Annotated in this window: 8 protein-coding genes; 4 read left to right on the plus strand and 4 right to left on the minus strand. The window is 48.9% G+C overall.

All coding sequences use genetic code 11. The features are described from left to right. Positions 1-118: 118 nt before the first annotated feature. Positions 119-1,642 (minus strand): FAD-dependent oxidoreductase, encoded by a 1,524-nt coding sequence (locus PN498_RS15940; protein ID WP_272063873.1) that lies wholly within the window; start codon positions 1,640-1,642, stop codon positions 119-121. Between the two features lie 305 nt (positions 1,643-1,947). Between PN498_RS15940 and PN498_RS15945 the strand changes: the two genes are divergently transcribed. Then, positions 1,948-2,691 carry an LmeA family phospholipid-binding protein gene (locus tag PN498_RS15945; protein WP_272063875.1) on the plus strand — a complete coding sequence of 248 codons (744 nt, stop codon included), beginning with the start codon at positions 1,948-1,950 and terminating at the stop codon, positions 2,689-2,691. Between the two features lie 433 nt (positions 2,692-3,124). On the opposite strand, the gene PN498_RS15950 is transcribed toward PN498_RS15945, so the two are convergent. Beyond that, the gene (locus tag PN498_RS15950) at positions 3,125-4,894 is read right to left on the minus strand and encodes a serine/threonine protein kinase (protein WP_272063877.1); all 1,770 of its coding nucleotides are present in this window, start codon (positions 4,892-4,894) and stop codon (positions 3,125-3,127) included. A gap of 445 nt (positions 4,895-5,339) precedes the next feature. On the opposite strand from PN498_RS15950, the gene PN498_RS15955 reads away from it, so the two are divergent. The 3 genes from PN498_RS15955 (at position 5,340) to PN498_RS15965 (ending at position 10,565) form a co-directional block, all read left to right on the plus strand. After that, entirely contained in the window at positions 5,340-6,080 is a 741-nt protein-coding gene (locus PN498_RS15955; protein WP_272063879.1) for a YdcF family protein, read from the plus strand. 646 nt (positions 6,081-6,726) lie between these two features. After that, complete coding sequence (locus tag PN498_RS15960) at positions 6,727-8,172, plus strand: SLBB domain-containing protein (protein WP_272063881.1); 1,446 nt, start codon at positions 6,727-6,729, stop codon at positions 8,170-8,172. Between the two features lie 110 nt (positions 8,173-8,282). Further along, positions 8,283-10,565: a GumC family protein gene (locus tag PN498_RS15965; protein WP_272063883.1), complete on the plus strand. Its 2,283-nt coding sequence runs from the start codon at positions 8,283-8,285 to the stop codon at positions 10,563-10,565. A gap of 174 nt (positions 10,566-10,739) precedes the next feature. Here the strand turns inward: PN498_RS15965 and PN498_RS15970 are convergent, their stop codons facing one another. Together PN498_RS15970 and PN498_RS15975 are read right to left on the minus strand one after the other, a co-directional pair. Next, on the minus strand, positions 10,740-13,610 hold the full coding sequence (locus PN498_RS15970; protein WP_272063884.1) for an NHLP bacteriocin export ABC transporter permease/ATPase subunit: 2,871 nt from the start codon (positions 13,608-13,610) through the stop codon (positions 10,740-10,742). 1 nt (position 13,611) lies between these two features. Then, positions 13,612-15,858, minus strand: coding sequence for an NHLP family bacteriocin export ABC transporter peptidase/permease/ATPase subunit (locus PN498_RS15975; protein WP_272063886.1), 2,247 nt, complete (start codon positions 15,856-15,858; stop codon positions 13,612-13,614). Positions 15,859-15,876: the final 18 nt, after the last annotated feature.

The raw sequence follows: 15,876 nt of genomic DNA on the forward strand, positions 1-15,876 counted from the left end.
CTGCCGAGATAAGTAGCCCCACGAGCTTAAGCCGTCGCTAACGAAAACGCTTCCAACCTGAGATGGATAGTAGGTGATGTCACTCTTATGACGGCAGATAGACTACTGGGGCTAGTCCTCAAGACCCTTTCGGCTTTAGTTCATTGACAGCTGGTCCATGTAAAATCTTGCCGTCTACGTCAAATCGCGATCCATGACAAGGGCAATCCCAGCTTTTTTCAGCCTGGTTCCAATCAACAATGCAGCCTAAATGGGGACAAACTGCGGAGACTTGATGGAGCGTTCCAGATTCATCTCGGTAAGCTGCTATCTTGTCGGTGCCTACAGTGACAAGTTTTCCTTCATTGGGTTTGATTTGGTTGGGATTATCAAAAAGTCCTTTAAGGCGATCGCCGACCCAACGGCTGCCCACATCTAGATTGTTCTTCAGCGACTTTTGAGTCATAAACGGAGTTGCTCTAGTGGCCTCATAAAGATCAGCCCAGGGGTTCTTTTGACCCAGGATGAGATCCCTTAGCAGCATGGCCGAAAGCGTGCTGTTGCTCATTCCCCAAAGACTAAATCCTGTTGCCACATAGGTATGTTGATTAGCCGGAGTAAGCTTGCCGATGTAGGGCAGCTTATCAAATGAGACCATATCCTGAGAGGACCAATAGTAATCAACGTTGGTAGCTCCGAAGCGATCGCGAGCATATTCAGCGAGTCGATTGAAACGTTCTGGAGTATCCGACGCCTCTCCCACCTTGTGGCCTTCGCCACCGACCAACACTATCGTGCCGCCATCATCAGTGGGTGTAGCGCGAATAGAGCGATACGTCTCGCCGGTGCCAATGAACATGCCTCCAGGAACTTGGTCTGGCTCGACTTGGAAACCAATTAGGTAAGAGCGTTTGGGAAACGTTTTTGCAAAAAACAACCCCTGATCCAAAATGGGCAAGTTTGTGGTGATAACGACGTCTCGTGCTGTGACCGTAAAGCCATTCTGAGTACGAACCTGACAAGGATCTTCGCCTGCCACCGTTTTGACACGAGTCTGCTCAAACACATAGGACCCGTTGCCATCGATTTTGCCGGCCAAAGCCAGAATGTATTTACGAGGATGAAATTGAGCCTGCTGACTAAACTTGACTGCTCCCAATGTTGCAAAGGGTAAAGGAATGTCCTTTTCAAAGGTTGCCGGTAGCCCTAATTTCTGGGCTGCCTCAACCTCCTGCTTGACTTTGGTTAAATTTTGTTGGCTTTCTGCAAACGTGTAGGCGTCTTTACGCTCAAAGTCACAATCAATCTGCTCATCCTTGACTAACGCCGCTATCTGCTCGATAGCCGCCTGATTAGACTCCCCATAAAGACGAGCCTTGTTGACGCCTACCTCTTTGATCAGCGTGTCGTATTTCAGCTGATGCAACGAGGTCACCTTAGCCGTGGTGTGACCCGAAACACCTTCGGCAACTCGGTCTGCCTCCAAGACAGCAACACGCTTACCGGCCTTTTTCAAAAGCATTGCAGTGGTAATTCCTGCCAAGCCCGCTCCCACGATCGCAACATCTACTTCGATGTCTTGAGAAAGTGACGGATAGCTAGATTGCAAAGTTGACGCTATCCAGAAAGATTGATGTGTTTCCAGAAGAGGTGAAACAGTCATAACGGGAGCATTGAGACAGCTATTTCTGTGTAGCGTAATTCCTGAAAAATGCTCTATCCCTCTAAGGGTTGAATTCACTCATACATCCTTTCCTGACTTAGCTCTTCTGTGAATTCAATTTTCTATATGGGCTATGACAAGCACAGACAAGCAATATTAAAAAATATTTCAGTAAGAATCATCTTGGAAACATGAAAATACTAGGTTTATTGACTTATTTTTAATAGAGCTAAAATATCCCATCCTGTAGAGGGCGTCAGCTTATGGCTCCACTTAGCTTATGAAAAGCATATTGGTGAATTAAAGTGACTAACGATTCGAGTTTGGGTAGACAGGCTATCAGCAAAGCAGCTGAAATTGGAATGAAGTCTCAGCTCGACGAAGCGGAGACTTTGAATGTTGATGTAGACGCCGATCCAGCTTCACTCATGAATGGTGAAGTCAATTCTGTCACCATTGAAGGTGAAGGATTAGTCATGCAGGAGGAGCTGAGAACAAAGCAGTTAACTGTCAAGACGGACGCCATCAAAGTGAATCCCTGGAAGGCTGCTTTCGGTAACATTACGTTGGAACGGCCAACCCATTCTTCTGTGAAGATGGTGCTATCTGAATCAGATATTGATACTGCCTTCAATTCTCAATTTGTGAATAGTAAAATGCCGGATTTGACTATCAATCGCAATGGTCAATCTATTCACATGACACCTCAAGAAGTCTCTTTTCAACTTCCTGAAAATGGCAAGGTAGCCGTTCATGCCCATCTCAAAAATTTAAGCACAGGCGAAATTGAGCAAATGGCTTTTCGCGCTACTCCTTACATTGCCGATAGGGGAAACCGCGTCGACCTCAAGGACGTTGAATATCTCGATAATCGAGAGATTTCTCCTGAACTTACTGCGGTTATTCTTGAACAAGTCAGTAGCTTGCTTGATCTGAAAAACTTTGAGATTCCTGGCATGAATTTGGCGCTAACGAATCTAGAAGTCGCTAATCAGGAATTGACCCTACTTGCAAATGCAGAAATCACTACATTTCCAGGCAACGCATAGAAGATATGCGGACACTGGCCTTAATCGAAGCTGGCACTAATACACTATGGCAGAAATAGGCTTACTATTCAAAACATTGGGAAAGCCCATCTATCTTAGTTTTGTAGAGCTTTGCTCTTCTCGCAGAGTATTCTGAATTTTGTAGGGCTTTGCCCTTCCCGGAGGGTATTTTGAATTCCGCGTAGCGGTACTAGAAGTTGACTGAACTCTGAGCAAAGGGCTTAAACTCCGGGTATTGTTTAATACTGGAAGATTGGGGAGCGGGGGCCAAAAGCAGTCATCATAAACTCAGCTGGTAGAGTGCCGTTAGCGCAGCGTAATGCACTACAGCTGGGTATTTTTATTGTTAGAAATCTCCGTAGCTCATAGCCAAATGACTCGCTGTCTTGTCCTAACAGAATTGGCAGCATCTATATATATCTGCGATGTCTCTTTAATTGCGGGGACGGATATGATTGCGTTCCATCTGTCGATAAGCCGCAATCCGCTTAGCTCGCTTCAAAGGAGCATGAACCAGAAGAGAGCCTAAAACCATTGCCGAAACCGTCAGGGGTAACAGGATCTGCCACTGCCCAAATCCAAGCAGCAGGCCCAGTGCAACGGCTAAGGCAAGGAATAGGGTGGTTAGTGCTAGGGCGATCGCCTCTGCTTTGGGAACATGAGCCTCCAAAAGCTTTTCTGTTGTGAGTCCTAAACCGAGTCCCAATAACCAACCGCCAATTGTGCCCGGAATAAGCCCTGCCAAAATGGTATCCCAGGAACCCGCTAGACCGTCAATGACCATCCCCACACCTGTTAGGGTCGCCGCAGCAAGAAAGATGGATAGAAAAGAGGCCAACTGAGACCCTAAATAAATTCTGGCTCCCTGCAAAGTCCATGCAGAGCCTTGTAATCCTCCCACCGTACCCAGCAGCAAACCAAAACTTGTTACCCCAACAGCCTGGGGCAAAAGAGAGGCTGGCAGTGCTGCCCATAGCAGAATCCGACAGGCCATTAAGACGAAAAAGAACAGGGCCAAGATGGGATAAAAAGAGACGCTAGAATTTTGAACCGGGATGCTAGCTGTTTGAACTTGAAGCGGAATTGAATAAGTTTGGGGAAACGCATTGGTATGCAAAAGTAGAGTCCGTTGATAAGTTTCGCCAGCCATCAATTTGCGAGTATCAATGCTGATTTGACAGGGGACTCGGTTACCCTCAAAAGTCGAGGGTGTAATCTCAAGCCAGGCATGATTCCCATTCGGCATCTTTGGATCTTGAGGATGCTTTTGCACCTCCCAATGACCTGAAAGCAGAATCTCAGGAACAACATTGGTCACGTCAACTGTGCGGGTAATGACTTCTCCAATGCGATTGGCTTGAATTGTGAAATTGGCCTGACTCATCTGCACTTCTGGCGGGTGAATTGATGCTGTAGGTAGCGACTTAAGGGCCTCCCGTGCATTTGGATAACGATCTTTGACTCTCGGCTCCGCCATTTTTTCCAACCACTTCACCCAAGGAAGGCTAAGTTTTGGCGCCAAATGTCTGAATTTTATTTTGTAGCTAATATCAACAAGGGAGCCAATATCATCTGGCTTAGTTTGCGTTAATAAGCAAATCAACGTCATGCCTAAACCATATAAATCTGAAGCTTCAGTGAGCTGACGATTAAATAATTGCTCAGGGGGCATAAAGCCCAAAGTTCCTTTGACGACGCTGCTAACACCGACCTCGCCATCACCTACACGGGCAAATCCAAAGTCAACTAGATAAACATTGAGCTTGTCATCTACCAAGATATTGTCTGGCTTTAGATCCCTGTGAATAATAGGCGGAATCCGATTCTGTAGATAGATCAGAATTTCTAATGTTTGAGTAGCGATCGCCCCGATATCTTCACCACTAAAACTGCGATTGACGGATAGTGGCTGAGCCTGTTTATATTCCTGCACCATGCAAAAGCCGTCAGGCAATTGAAAAGAATTCAAGTAAGCGGGAATTCCAGAATGCTGCAAGCCCTTCAAAACCTCAATCTCGCGCTGATGAGCGTCATATGCAGACCAGCTAGATGAAGTTTTTGCAAACTGGAACTGCTTGATTACAACGGTTCTTTGTTTCTCAATCTCGATCGCTAAATATGTAATTCGACCACCGGAACGATTCGCTCCCAGTTCTTTCTGTAAAGAATAGCCATAATGAGTAAAATCGGGTAGATCATCCATAGCCCAAAAAACCTAAAAGTCCTACCTGGTGTTGCTATAACGTCAATAAAAATGGAAGTTGACTGTACAGCCGTCGTGAGTCCTGTTAGGACAAGACGGTAAGCCATCTAGCTATGGACCAAGCACCTAGATGCTATTGAATGCGCGAACCTAGATGGCTGAAGCTATATATAAATTCCTAAACGGATCTAACTTGTTTGAACTTTGGCTTTAGACATATGAGTGAGTTCATAATTAATTGAAGATATTATCAGATTCAGGACTTTTTGCTCAATTTTTACGCGAGCTTCATCTTAACCGCCTTTCAACGATTTCAAACCAGTTCCAAAATGAAATATTGGCAAAACATAAGTACGTCAAATCAGTTATTGAAAAGAATCTAGAATTGCTCGGCTATTTGTTTTTATTCCGTCCATTTTATGATTGAACTCATCCAAGGTGTCTCATGCGGTGTCCTTTCTGTAAAAGCTCTGCTGTTACTCAACATCGTTCTTCAGTATCAGCGGCTTATACTTGCCTGACCTGCCAGCGTTCCTTTGGTTCTTCCCGGCGAGCATTTTGGGGTAAGTCTTGGCTTATTGCTTTAGGTGTGTTGGGATTGTCCTCTCCGCTGCTTCTTAATGCGTCTATGAAGACGATCGCCAATCTACTACCGACTAGTCGAGACGAAACGGTTGCGTCCATCATCGTCCTGGGTAGAGGTCCCAGCGATCGCGCCGAAAGAGCTTTAGCTACCTCAGAAATTTTTCAAACCAAGCCGGTTCCCGTTTTTGTGAGCGGTATGACTGACGCGCCTCAAATTGTGAAAGTGCTTCATGAAATGGGCGTTGAAATGGATTATTTGTCCGGTGAGCGATGCTCTCAAACGACCTGGGAAAATGGTCTGTTCTCGGAAGCTTCTCTTAAGCCCAAAGCTGAGACCAACGTTCTTTTAGTGACGGATGAGCCTCATATGCTAAGAGCATATTTGGTATTCCAGAGTTTTGGCTTTGATGTGACACCTCATGCCGTTCCTTCTGAAAAAGGACTATTTTCTCTGCAACAAGCACGGGTTGTGTTAAGAGAATATGCAGCGTTAGCAACCTACACCCTAAGGGGAAAACTTCACTCGAAGTCAGAATCTGTTCAAGAAGCGGACCAACGTCAAGCCATCCTGAAGATGGATGATTGGGGGTGTAGGCTCTAGGGAGCAAACGTTATCTGTCTGTCCCATAAAGTCATGGAAGACTTCATTGAAAATTCAATTTGTTAACAACTTTATAAACTTCATATTTGAGTCATCAAAATGCGTACCCTTAGATTACCAATTAGCATTAGCGTTCAGAATATAAATGTCTACCGTATTTCTTCGCTTTAGATCCGTAGCTCCGATAAAGCCAAATCATGATGCCAGAAATGTCTTCTACCTACATAGGACTTATGCATAAACCCTCTTACATCTCCATATTTTGGAGAACATTAAATCCGACTTCCCATATTCTGGGGTAAAGGGCCAAGACCGGCTTCAACTCCGTAAGTCCTACGCTATTGAAGCTTTTATACGCAACCAAGCATCAGCGGCTGAGTCTACTCCAAACTGCCCTTAACTAAAAAATTCTAAAACCGTCGAAATGATGGGTCATCTGTCTGTTTCAAAATCATGGTCTTTATTAATCTTTGCTCTATGCGATCCTTCTATATCAGAGCAATACGGTTGGATAGCACCCTTCTTTCAAAACGGGTGGGAGGTCAGTCATGTTCGAGTCTTAGCCAATCTTTGAGCCTAGCCCATGACTCTTTTATATAATCGCTTGCAAATATCTTTCTTGGCGTCTCTACCATGCGCCTTACTGATGGCTCTAGCCCTCTGTTTGCCGGGATTGTCGCAATCGGCACCGCTGCCTGATTTGGCTCCTATCGATGAGCGATCATTCCCTAGCATTGATAATGAGCCGGTCGTTGATAGTGAGCCAGTCGTTACAGAATCGGTCACCGATGGGTACGTGCTTGGTGCGGGCGATCGTCTGAGCGTTGAAGTATTCCGTATCCCCGAATACAGCGGCGAGTATGAAGTCCTAGTCAGCGGACGATTGAGCCTGCCTATGGTGGGCCAAGTTCCAGTTGCTGGGTTAACTTTGCAACAGGCTCAGGCCAAAATATCTGAAGCCTACGCAGCGCGGCTCCGACGACCCATCATCAATCTCTCACTCGTCGAGCCACGTCCTCTAAGAATCGGCATTGCAGGAGAGGTCACCCATCCGGGCTCATACGTTTTAGAGCGCGAAGGAACCCAGTTTCCCTCATTAATATCGGCGCTGGAAATGGCAGGTGGTGTGACCCAATCGGCAGATTTAAGGCAAATTGTGGTGACGAGGACAGGGGGCAGCGTCACGGAGGAAGTTTTGGTCACTGACCTCTGGGAGTTCTTGCAGACCGGAGACCTACGCTATAACCTAGACCTGCGCGATGGCGACACGGTCTTTATCCCGACCAGAGAAACCTTTGACCCAAATGAGTCACTTCAATTAGCTGCTGCTAGCTTTGCCGCCGATGAAAGTCGTCCACTGAATATCGTGATTATTGGCGAAGTCTTCAGACCTGGGCCTTATACCGTTACTGGGACTGCTCGAACAGGGGAAGCGGGCGTCCCTGGAGGAACAGGAGGTGCTAGCATCCCCCCTACCGTGACCCGAGCGATTCAGGTTGCGGGGGGGATTAAGCCAGATGCCGATATTCGCGGAGTGGAAATCTATCGAAGAACTCGTAATGGAGAAGAACAGCGGATTGGTGTTAATCTCTGGGAACTCCTGGCAGAAGGGCAGATTACTCAAGATATCGTGCTGCAAGAGGGGGATACGGTCTTTATCCCGGAAGCAGAAAATATTCCACCGGAAGAACTGGCTGAAATAGCGGCAGCTAGCTTTTCTCCAGATACCATTCGGATCAACGTCGTGGGTGAAGTTGAAAGCCCTGGCGTGGTTGAGGTGCCGCCTAACACTCCCCTAAGCCAGGGAATTTTGGCGGCGGGCGGATTTGACAGTCGGCGAGCAAGAACAACTGATGTTGACCTAATTCGCCTTAATCCTAATGGGACAGTAACCCGTAGTTCTGTTCCTGTTGACTTTGCGGCAGGCATCAATGACGAAACCAACCCGACGCTCCGAAATAATGATGTGATTGTCGTGAATCGATCAACATCAGCCAGCATTGCCGACACTCTAGACACAGTGGTGGTACCTTTGGGTAGAGTATTCAGTCTATTTACAATACCGACATCATTTATCCGACTGTTTGATTAGTACCGACATCATTTATCCGACTGTTTGATTAGTCCTGTTTCCTGACTCGGCTTGATTAGTGTTTCTACGCGAAATCTCTTAGAGATAGATATCACATAGGGTAAACCAGCATGGTCTCCGAAAGTTCGCTACCACAATCAGCAATCGCAGTTCCCGCCTCGGAGCAAGAAGGTGGGCTGCAGTTGGGGCGTTTTGTGGGTGCTATCAAACGCCGTATGTTGATTGTGCTCGGCGTGACTACTTTGACGGCGTCAGCAGCCGTTCTGAAAGCAATCACTGATACACCTGTTTACAATGCAGGATTTGAACTGTTAACGCCACCCACTACCCTAGAGACGCAGATTATCTCAACTATCAACGATGAGGCTCTTAGTAATCAATCTGAGCTATTTGACGTTGCTGTTGACGAGACAAAGCTCAAAATTCTTAAAAGCCCTCGTTTAATAGATCCAATTCTCGTGGAGATTCAGCAGCGTTATCCTAATACAACGTACAACCAAGTTACCAGCAACCTCTCAATTAAGCCTGATCAGACCGGCAACACGCTCCACGTCAATTATACGAATACAGACCCTGAGAAAGTTGCTTATGCTTTAGAGATAATTGTCGAAGCCTACCTCAGCTACAGTTTGGAAGACAGGCAGAATGCGATTTTTCGGGGCATTGACTTTGTTGATGAGCAGCTTCCGGTCGCTCGACAACGAGTGGAAGAACTGGAGCGAGAGCTTGAAGGGCTGAGGCAAAGTGCCAATTTAATCGATCCCCTCGTGCAAGGGGAACAGCTATCGGAACAGGCTGCCCGATTTAATGCTGAGCAACTAGATTTGCAAGTTCAGATCCAAGAAGCTCAGGATATCTACAATAATTTGCAGGCAGATCTCAACAATAGTGAGGAGTTTGCCGCGACGTCAGTGCTGTTGGAGAGCGATCGCTACCAAGCCCTTCTAGACCAGATTCTGGCAGTGGACAGTGAGCTTGCCGATCAGCTGACCCTCTATTTAGAAGACAGCCCCGAAATAGACGTGATTGAAGAGCGTCGTCAAAACCTTCAGCCGTTGCTCCAGCGAGAGGGCATCCGAGTACAGCGTCAGTTGGCAAACTATATTCAAGAATTGCAGGACCGCAATCGAGCTTTGAGTGAGACTATCGGGTCTCTCAATAATCAGATTAAGAATTTATCAACTACTGCCCGTGAATATGGCAGTATTCAGCGTGAACTGGATATCGCTTCAACCAATCTCAATCAGTTCTTGACTAAACGTGAAGCCTTGAGAATTGATGCCGCTCAAAGACAGACACCTTGGGAAATTTTGACACCGCCCTCTGCTCCTAAGGCTTCAGTAGCAAGCGCTAAGCGTAATCTAGTGCTAGGCGTTGTCTTGGGTGTTCTTTTAGGATCAGGTACTGCAATTATCATCGATCGCTTCGCAGGCAAAATTTATACGATAGAGGAACTGAAGGAAGCTGTAGGGCCAGGAATTCCGCTTTTAGCTGTCATTCCCTATGAGAAGCTTTTAGAAGGAGAGCATTCTCTGGCAAGTTCTCTGAGCCAGCTGAGCCAGTTAGGATTCAACACTCGCTTCTTCTCCTCTAATGGAGAGGGTAACAATGGTCAAAAATCCGTTTCAACTCCCTTTTTGGAAGCCTTCAGGATTTTAAGCACTAACGTTCAGTTGAGTAGTCCAGATAACCCGATCACCTCGTTCGCGGTGAGTTCAGCGATTCCAAACATGGGTAAGAGCACGATCACTTTCCACCTTGCTCATGCGATGGCTACGACGGGGCGCAGGGTTTTAATGATTGATGCCGATTTGAGACGTCCCACACTGCATAAGCTCTGCAATGTTTCCAACGAAGTTGGGGTCTCGAATTACATTTCTAGTGATATTGAGATTAAAGAAGCTATCTCCGATGTGCCTATTGATCCAAATCTATTTTTAATGTCGTCAGGTCCCATGCCACCGGATCCCATCAAAATATTGACGGCTCAGCGCATGAAAAATCTGTTGGCATTTGCTCAAGACAACTTTGACGTTGTCATCTTCGATACTCCACCTATTCTGGGATTCGCCGATGCCCTGGTTCTTGCCGCGTATACTCAAGGCGTTCTATTGACTGCGACGTTAGGAGAAATTAAGTTTGCTCAAATGCAGATGGCTCTTGATGAACTCAATGTTGCCAAGGTTTTCCCATTGGGGCTGGTTGCCAATGGCTCCAAACAAGAGAGCCAAACACGTTATAGCTATTATCAGTACTATCGTGAAGATAGAATTGACACGACTTCCCCGAACTCTAAGTATCATCTCGACGGTTCCCAAAAGCCTAAAAAAGAAGTTTCTGGCTCCAAAAATCCACTCAGTTCTTTAGGGAAGAGTTTCAAAAATCGGCGTTGAGCAGCCGTAGTGCTTAGCGTCACTGTTTGGTGCAGACTAGGTGATAGGGAACAGGGAGCAGGGGACAGACTTGCACTCTGCTAGAAGGTTGGGGACCTAATAGCACCTGGCTATTTAGCGCATAATCAGATGGGTTACTTCTTGTCCTCACAAAACTGGCGGCGGCTATAACGATTAGGCAAGTTGCCGTTTTGCCAGTTGTTGAAACAAACCGGGCTGAGAAACCAGTTCTTCAAAATTGCCCTGCTGGACCAAACGGCCTGCTTCAATGACGTAGATGCGATCAGCGTCGCGAATGGTGCTGAGACGGTGGGCAACAACAACTCGCGTCACGTTGAGATGATTCAGGCTGTCCGTCACGATCGCCTGTGTCCGGTTATCCAATGCACTTGTTGCCTCATCCATCAGCATAATCTTGGGATTGACGGCCAGCGATCGCGCAATCAAGAGCCTTTGTCGCTGTCCCCCTGAGAGGTTGCTGCCGCCCTCGCTGACCACCGTATGCATCTGCATCGGCATGGCGCGAATATCGTCTGCCAATCCGGCTTTTTCTGCTGCATCCCAAGCATTTTCCAAAGAAATTAGCGCACCGCCTGCCAAGTTCTCAAAGATAGACCCAGCGCTGAGGCGACTCGTTTGCAGCACAACTCCAAACTGGCGACGGACAGCGACTAAATCCAAGCCTGACAGATCCTGTCCGTCATAGTACACGCTGCCGGATTCTGGACTGTCAAATCCCAGCAGCAACCGCATCGCAGTTGATTTTCCTGACCCCGACGGACCGACTAACGCGATAAATTCTCCAGGTTTAGCGGCAAAGCTAACACTGTCCAGAATTAGCGGACCGTTTGAAGCATAACGGAAGCTGACTCGATCCGCCTGAAGGGATCCCGACAGCTGACCTGGGTCGTTTTTGGATAGATTGACTTCAGGCTCAGCGTGAAGAATGGGCTGTGCTCGCTGCCAGAGCGGCACGATATCTAACAGTTCAACTAGGGTATTGCTGAGGCTGGTTGCCCCTGAGATAAAAATACCGAAGGCAACTGAAAACGCCAGAAATTCTCCCGTCGATAGCCCCCCATTCACGGTTGGATCGATGAACTGACTGGCCAACCAAAAGAGAATCAGCGTCGTCAAAATGGGCAGAACTGTGTTGAAAACATCAACTGAATCTTCCAATTGCTGCGTGCTTAGAGTGAGTCGAAGTTGTTGCCCATACTGCTGACCCCAGGTAGCAAACGCCCGTTCCTCAGCTCCCGCAATCCGCAGCTTAGAGACGCCGTTGATGAGCTGTACCAACAACCCATAGAGCTTGCCCTGCATTTCCAACAGCGGACGGTACTTGCGCACTAAAACCAGGCCAGATGACACTGTGACACCCACAATGACGACGGCAACAACCAGTGCAATTAAGGCAAGAGTTGGGCTGTAGTAAAACAAAAGGCCCAAGTTGAGCAAGGCAAACGCACCTGACAAGATGCCCTGGAGGGCCGACCCGCTGAGCTTGCGGCGAATAGCACTGATGCTGGAGACTCTTGAGTTGAGGTCTCCTGTTGCATATTGGCGGTAGAAGGAGGGCCGCAGCTTCAGCAACCGATCCCAGACCGCAGCCTGCAAATGAGCATCGGAAGCTGTTTCGACTCGTAGAGTTGCGATCGCTTGAGCCAGCTGAAAAACGGCAGCTCCAAACGCTGCTGCCAGTAACCCAATGCCAATCTGTACCAGCAAAGTACGATCGCCATAAGGCACAACAGTATCAACCAGTGCCGCCGTCGCTTGGGGCACCAACATGCCAATCAGCGTGGCAGCGACCCCAGTTAGCACAATAGTGAGCCAATCCTTGGTCTGTCCCCGAAAGGCAAACGTCAATAGTGACCAGGCGTTGAGGTTGCTAGTCGGTAGAGGACGGTAGAAGATGAAAGCAACCGGATCGAGCGTGTTGGCGATCGCATCCGTCACCAAGTTGTGCCCTGTGAGTGACTCCTTGGTCTTAGGCTTGACCGGATCAAACAATTCATAGCCCTTATTGCCAGCGGGAAGCAGTGCCACTGGATGACGATCTTCTCGCGTATAGGCCACTAAGGGACCACTGTCTTTCTGCCACCATTGGCCTCGTAAGAGAACTCGTCGCAGTCGTAGCTGAGAAGCACGGGCAATCGCCTCTAGCGGTTCCTTCACACGGGCTGTATTTTCGGACGCCGCCGGCGGTTCAATCCTGACGCCCAAGACATGCCCGACAGCCCCTGCTGCGGCTAAAAGAGGAGATTCAATATCCCGCCAAGGATCGTCCTGCTCCAAAACGCCAGCTAGCTTGCTGACCACATTTTGAGTGACGTCTTGATTGAGTTGTTGCCGCTGCTGAAAGCGCCGCAGACTCAATCGCTGACGAAGAGTCTCAATCTGCTCCAACGTCATGAAGAAGTAGATGTGGAGTTGCTTCAGCCCTCGAATCAAGATTTTACGGTTCTTGACCTCAGCCGTAGGCCGAATAAAAAACTCAATGTGATCCTGTGCTTGCAAAAACATGCAGTGCCCCAGCGGGAAGCAGCCCAGCTCAGCTACTAGAGAGAGCGCTGGATTTCCCATCCAATAAGCTGTTCCCTGCTGCATTCGGACCCAAGACACGTCTCCATCAGGTGGACGACAGACCTGACCAGAGACTAAAGAAATATAGTGAATGTCCGGTGTCACTCCGGTCTGAGCCGTATGGGGCATGCCATCAAGTTGTCCGAGCTGATGAATCCAGGGATCGATCAGCTGTTTAAGGTCGTTGGTGGGGACTGTCGTCTCATCGTCTTCGACTAAGGGGAATGGAGTGACTTCTGAAGGTTCGGAGGCGATCGCCAACAGACCCAAGCCCGTTTTAGGGCAGACATCAGCGCTGAACAAGGCACCGCCGACCTCTACTACAAATAGAAAGCGGCGACGACCCGCCGGTTTGCCATCTATAAAAGTCGTGGCAAAGACCGCCATTTTGCCAGAGTCGATCACCCACATTTGGGAGGGTTGGGTGAGTAATAGGGGCTGGTTCGCAGTAACGTGCATGTCATCCTCCTCCCTGTTGAATCAATTGCTGGTACCGTCCCCCTTCTTCCCACAGGCTTTGGTGAGTGCCGCGCTGGACGATTTTTCCCCGGTCAAGCACGAGAATCTCGTCGCAGTCTCGAATGGTGCTGAGACGGTGGGCCACGATGATGCAGGTGCATCCCCGGCGGCGTAGATTTTGGTCAATACGCTTTTCCGTTTCGGTATCGAGAGCACTCGTCGCCTCATCGAGAATCAGAATCGACGGGTTGCCGACTAGGGCACGGGCAATCTCAAGCCGCTGTCGCTGGCCACCGCTCAAGTTTGAAGCCCCTTCCAAAAGCTGAGCATCATACCCGTTGGGCTGAGCGACGATGACATCTGCGATCGCGGCATCCTGAGCTGCTTTATGGATGTCGGCAGTGGGAATTGTTGTGTCCCAAAGCGTCAGATTGTCTCGAATTGGACCTTCGAAAATCAAAATGTCCTGTTCGATTACCGCAATGGAGTTCGTCAATACGTTGCGAGGGATCTGACTACGGGGAATATTGTCAAAGCAAATGTCGCCTGATCGCGGCTCATACAGTCCCGCAATCACCTTTGCCAAAGTAGACTTGCCGGAACCACTGCCGCCCACAAACGCCACTCGCTGCCCAGGTTGAATCGAAAGGTTGAGATTCTCAATCAAGGGAGCTTCTAGCGGATGGTAACCAAAGGAAATGTTCTTGAGGGTGACAGAGCCAACGAGGCGGTGAGGGACGGAGGGATGAAGGGATAGGGCTGTGGGAATTGAGGTTTCGGATGTCGTGGGTTCCTCAGAGCTGTCTTTCGGTTGTCTCGGGTCCTGAAGCTGTCTATCAACATCGTTGGCGAGTACGTCGTTGAGGCGCTGTAGATTACCCTGCAGGGTTTGTAGGGTACTGGCAAACCGGACGAGGCGATTAACGGGGCGCTGAAAGCTCACCATCAGCAGTTGAAAGGCGACAAGCATCCCGATACTAAGTTCACCGTTGATGACGCGCCAACCGCCAACAACCAAAAGAGCCAAATTACTGAGGGCGGAGAGGAGGGAGGGCAAAATGCCGAGCGTTTGGTTGGTCAGGCCGAGGGCTTGTTGGGCATTGATGGCTTTGGTGTAGTAGCCTGCCCAGCGAGCGAAGAAGTCAGACTCCAACCCTGAGGCTTTGATCGTTTCAATGCTCTGAAGACCCGCGATCGCTACCCCTGCGGCCTTACCCTGATCTTGAGACAGTCGCAGATTGGCATCCGTTCGTTGGCGACCAATCCACTGCAAAACCACCACGTTAACAATGGCAAACCCAACGGTGATTGCCGTCAGCAGCAAGTCATACTGGGCCATTGCCAGCATATAGAACAGCAATAATAAAAAACTGATCACTGTTGTCGTGAGTCGTCCGGAGAGAACAGCCGCGACCTCATCGTTCAGGCGAATCCGGTTCGCAATTTCTCCAGCAAACCGCTGGGCATAGAAACCGACTGGAAGGCGCAGGACGTGCCAGACAAAGCGACTGGTCATGCCAACGGCTAGTTTGACCCGTAGCGATCGCAGATATTGTCGCTGAAGTGCTGTCAGCCAGCCCTGAGTAACGGCGATTATTAGCAGACCCAGCAGCAAATAGGGCACCCACTCCAACCGGCCACCTACTAGGACAGAATCGACAAACACGCGACTCAGCGCCGGCAGCACCAGCGCCGGCAGCACCAGAAAGAGACCTGCGATGATTGCCAGCAGTAACGCCCCTTTGGAGGTTTGCAGACGACCCCAGAGCGATCGCACTAAGTTTTCCGTCTGTCCACCGGGTTGAAATGATGCCTCTGGCTCAAATGTGAGGGCGACACCTGTATACCCCTCGTCAAACTCTTCATGGGTAATCCGACGCGGCCCCGTTGCTGGGTCATTCAGGTAGACCCATTGAGGAGTAAACCCCTCGACGACTAGAAAGTGATTGAAGTGCCAGAACACAATGAACGGGGGCGGCAATAACATGACCCGCTCTAGGCTCTTTTTAAACCCCTTAGCATCCAGGCCATAGCTGCGAGCGGCTTTGAGCAGACTGGCTGCGGTAACCCCATCCCGTGATACTCCACAAGTTTGCCTCAATTGGGCTAGCGGTACGGTTCTACCGTGATAGCCCAGGATGGTCCCTAATGCCGCTGCCCCACATTCCACTGCCTCCATTTGCAGCACGGTGGGCGTTTTGACCCGCTTAGAAGAAGAACGAACGGCTTGTTTTGGAAAAATCAGCATGACAGCGACCCTAAAACC

This window comes from Oscillatoria sp. CS-180 (assembly GCF_028330965.1).
Classification (GTDB): domain Bacteria; phylum Cyanobacteriota; class Cyanobacteriia; order Phormidesmidales; family Phormidesmidaceae; genus Halomicronema.

Excerpts from the sequence above, each read along its gene's own strand:
- PN498_RS15950 (WP_272063877.1), bottom strand. The coding sequence starts at position 4,894 with ATGGATGATCTACCCGATTTTACTCATTATGGCTATTCTTTACAGAAA.
- PN498_RS15975 (WP_272063886.1), bottom strand. The coding sequence starts at position 15,858 with ATGCTGATTTTTCCAAAACAAGCCGTTCGTTCTTCTTCTAAGCGGGTC.
- PN498_RS15955 (WP_272063879.1), top strand. The coding sequence starts at position 5,340 with ATGCGGTGTCCTTTCTGTAAAAGCTCTGCTGTTACTCAACATCGTTCT.
- PN498_RS15940 (WP_272063873.1), bottom strand. The coding sequence starts at position 1,642 with ATGACTGTTTCACCTCTTCTGGAAACACATCAATCTTTCTGGATAGCG.
- PN498_RS15970 (WP_272063884.1), bottom strand. The coding sequence starts at position 13,610 with ATGCACGTTACTGCGAACCAGCCCCTATTACTCACCCAACCCTCCCAA.
- PN498_RS15965 (WP_272063883.1), top strand. The coding sequence starts at position 8,283 with ATGGTCTCCGAAAGTTCGCTACCACAATCAGCAATCGCAGTTCCCGCC.
- PN498_RS15960 (WP_272063881.1), top strand. The coding sequence starts at position 6,727 with ATGGCTCTAGCCCTCTGTTTGCCGGGATTGTCGCAATCGGCACCGCTG.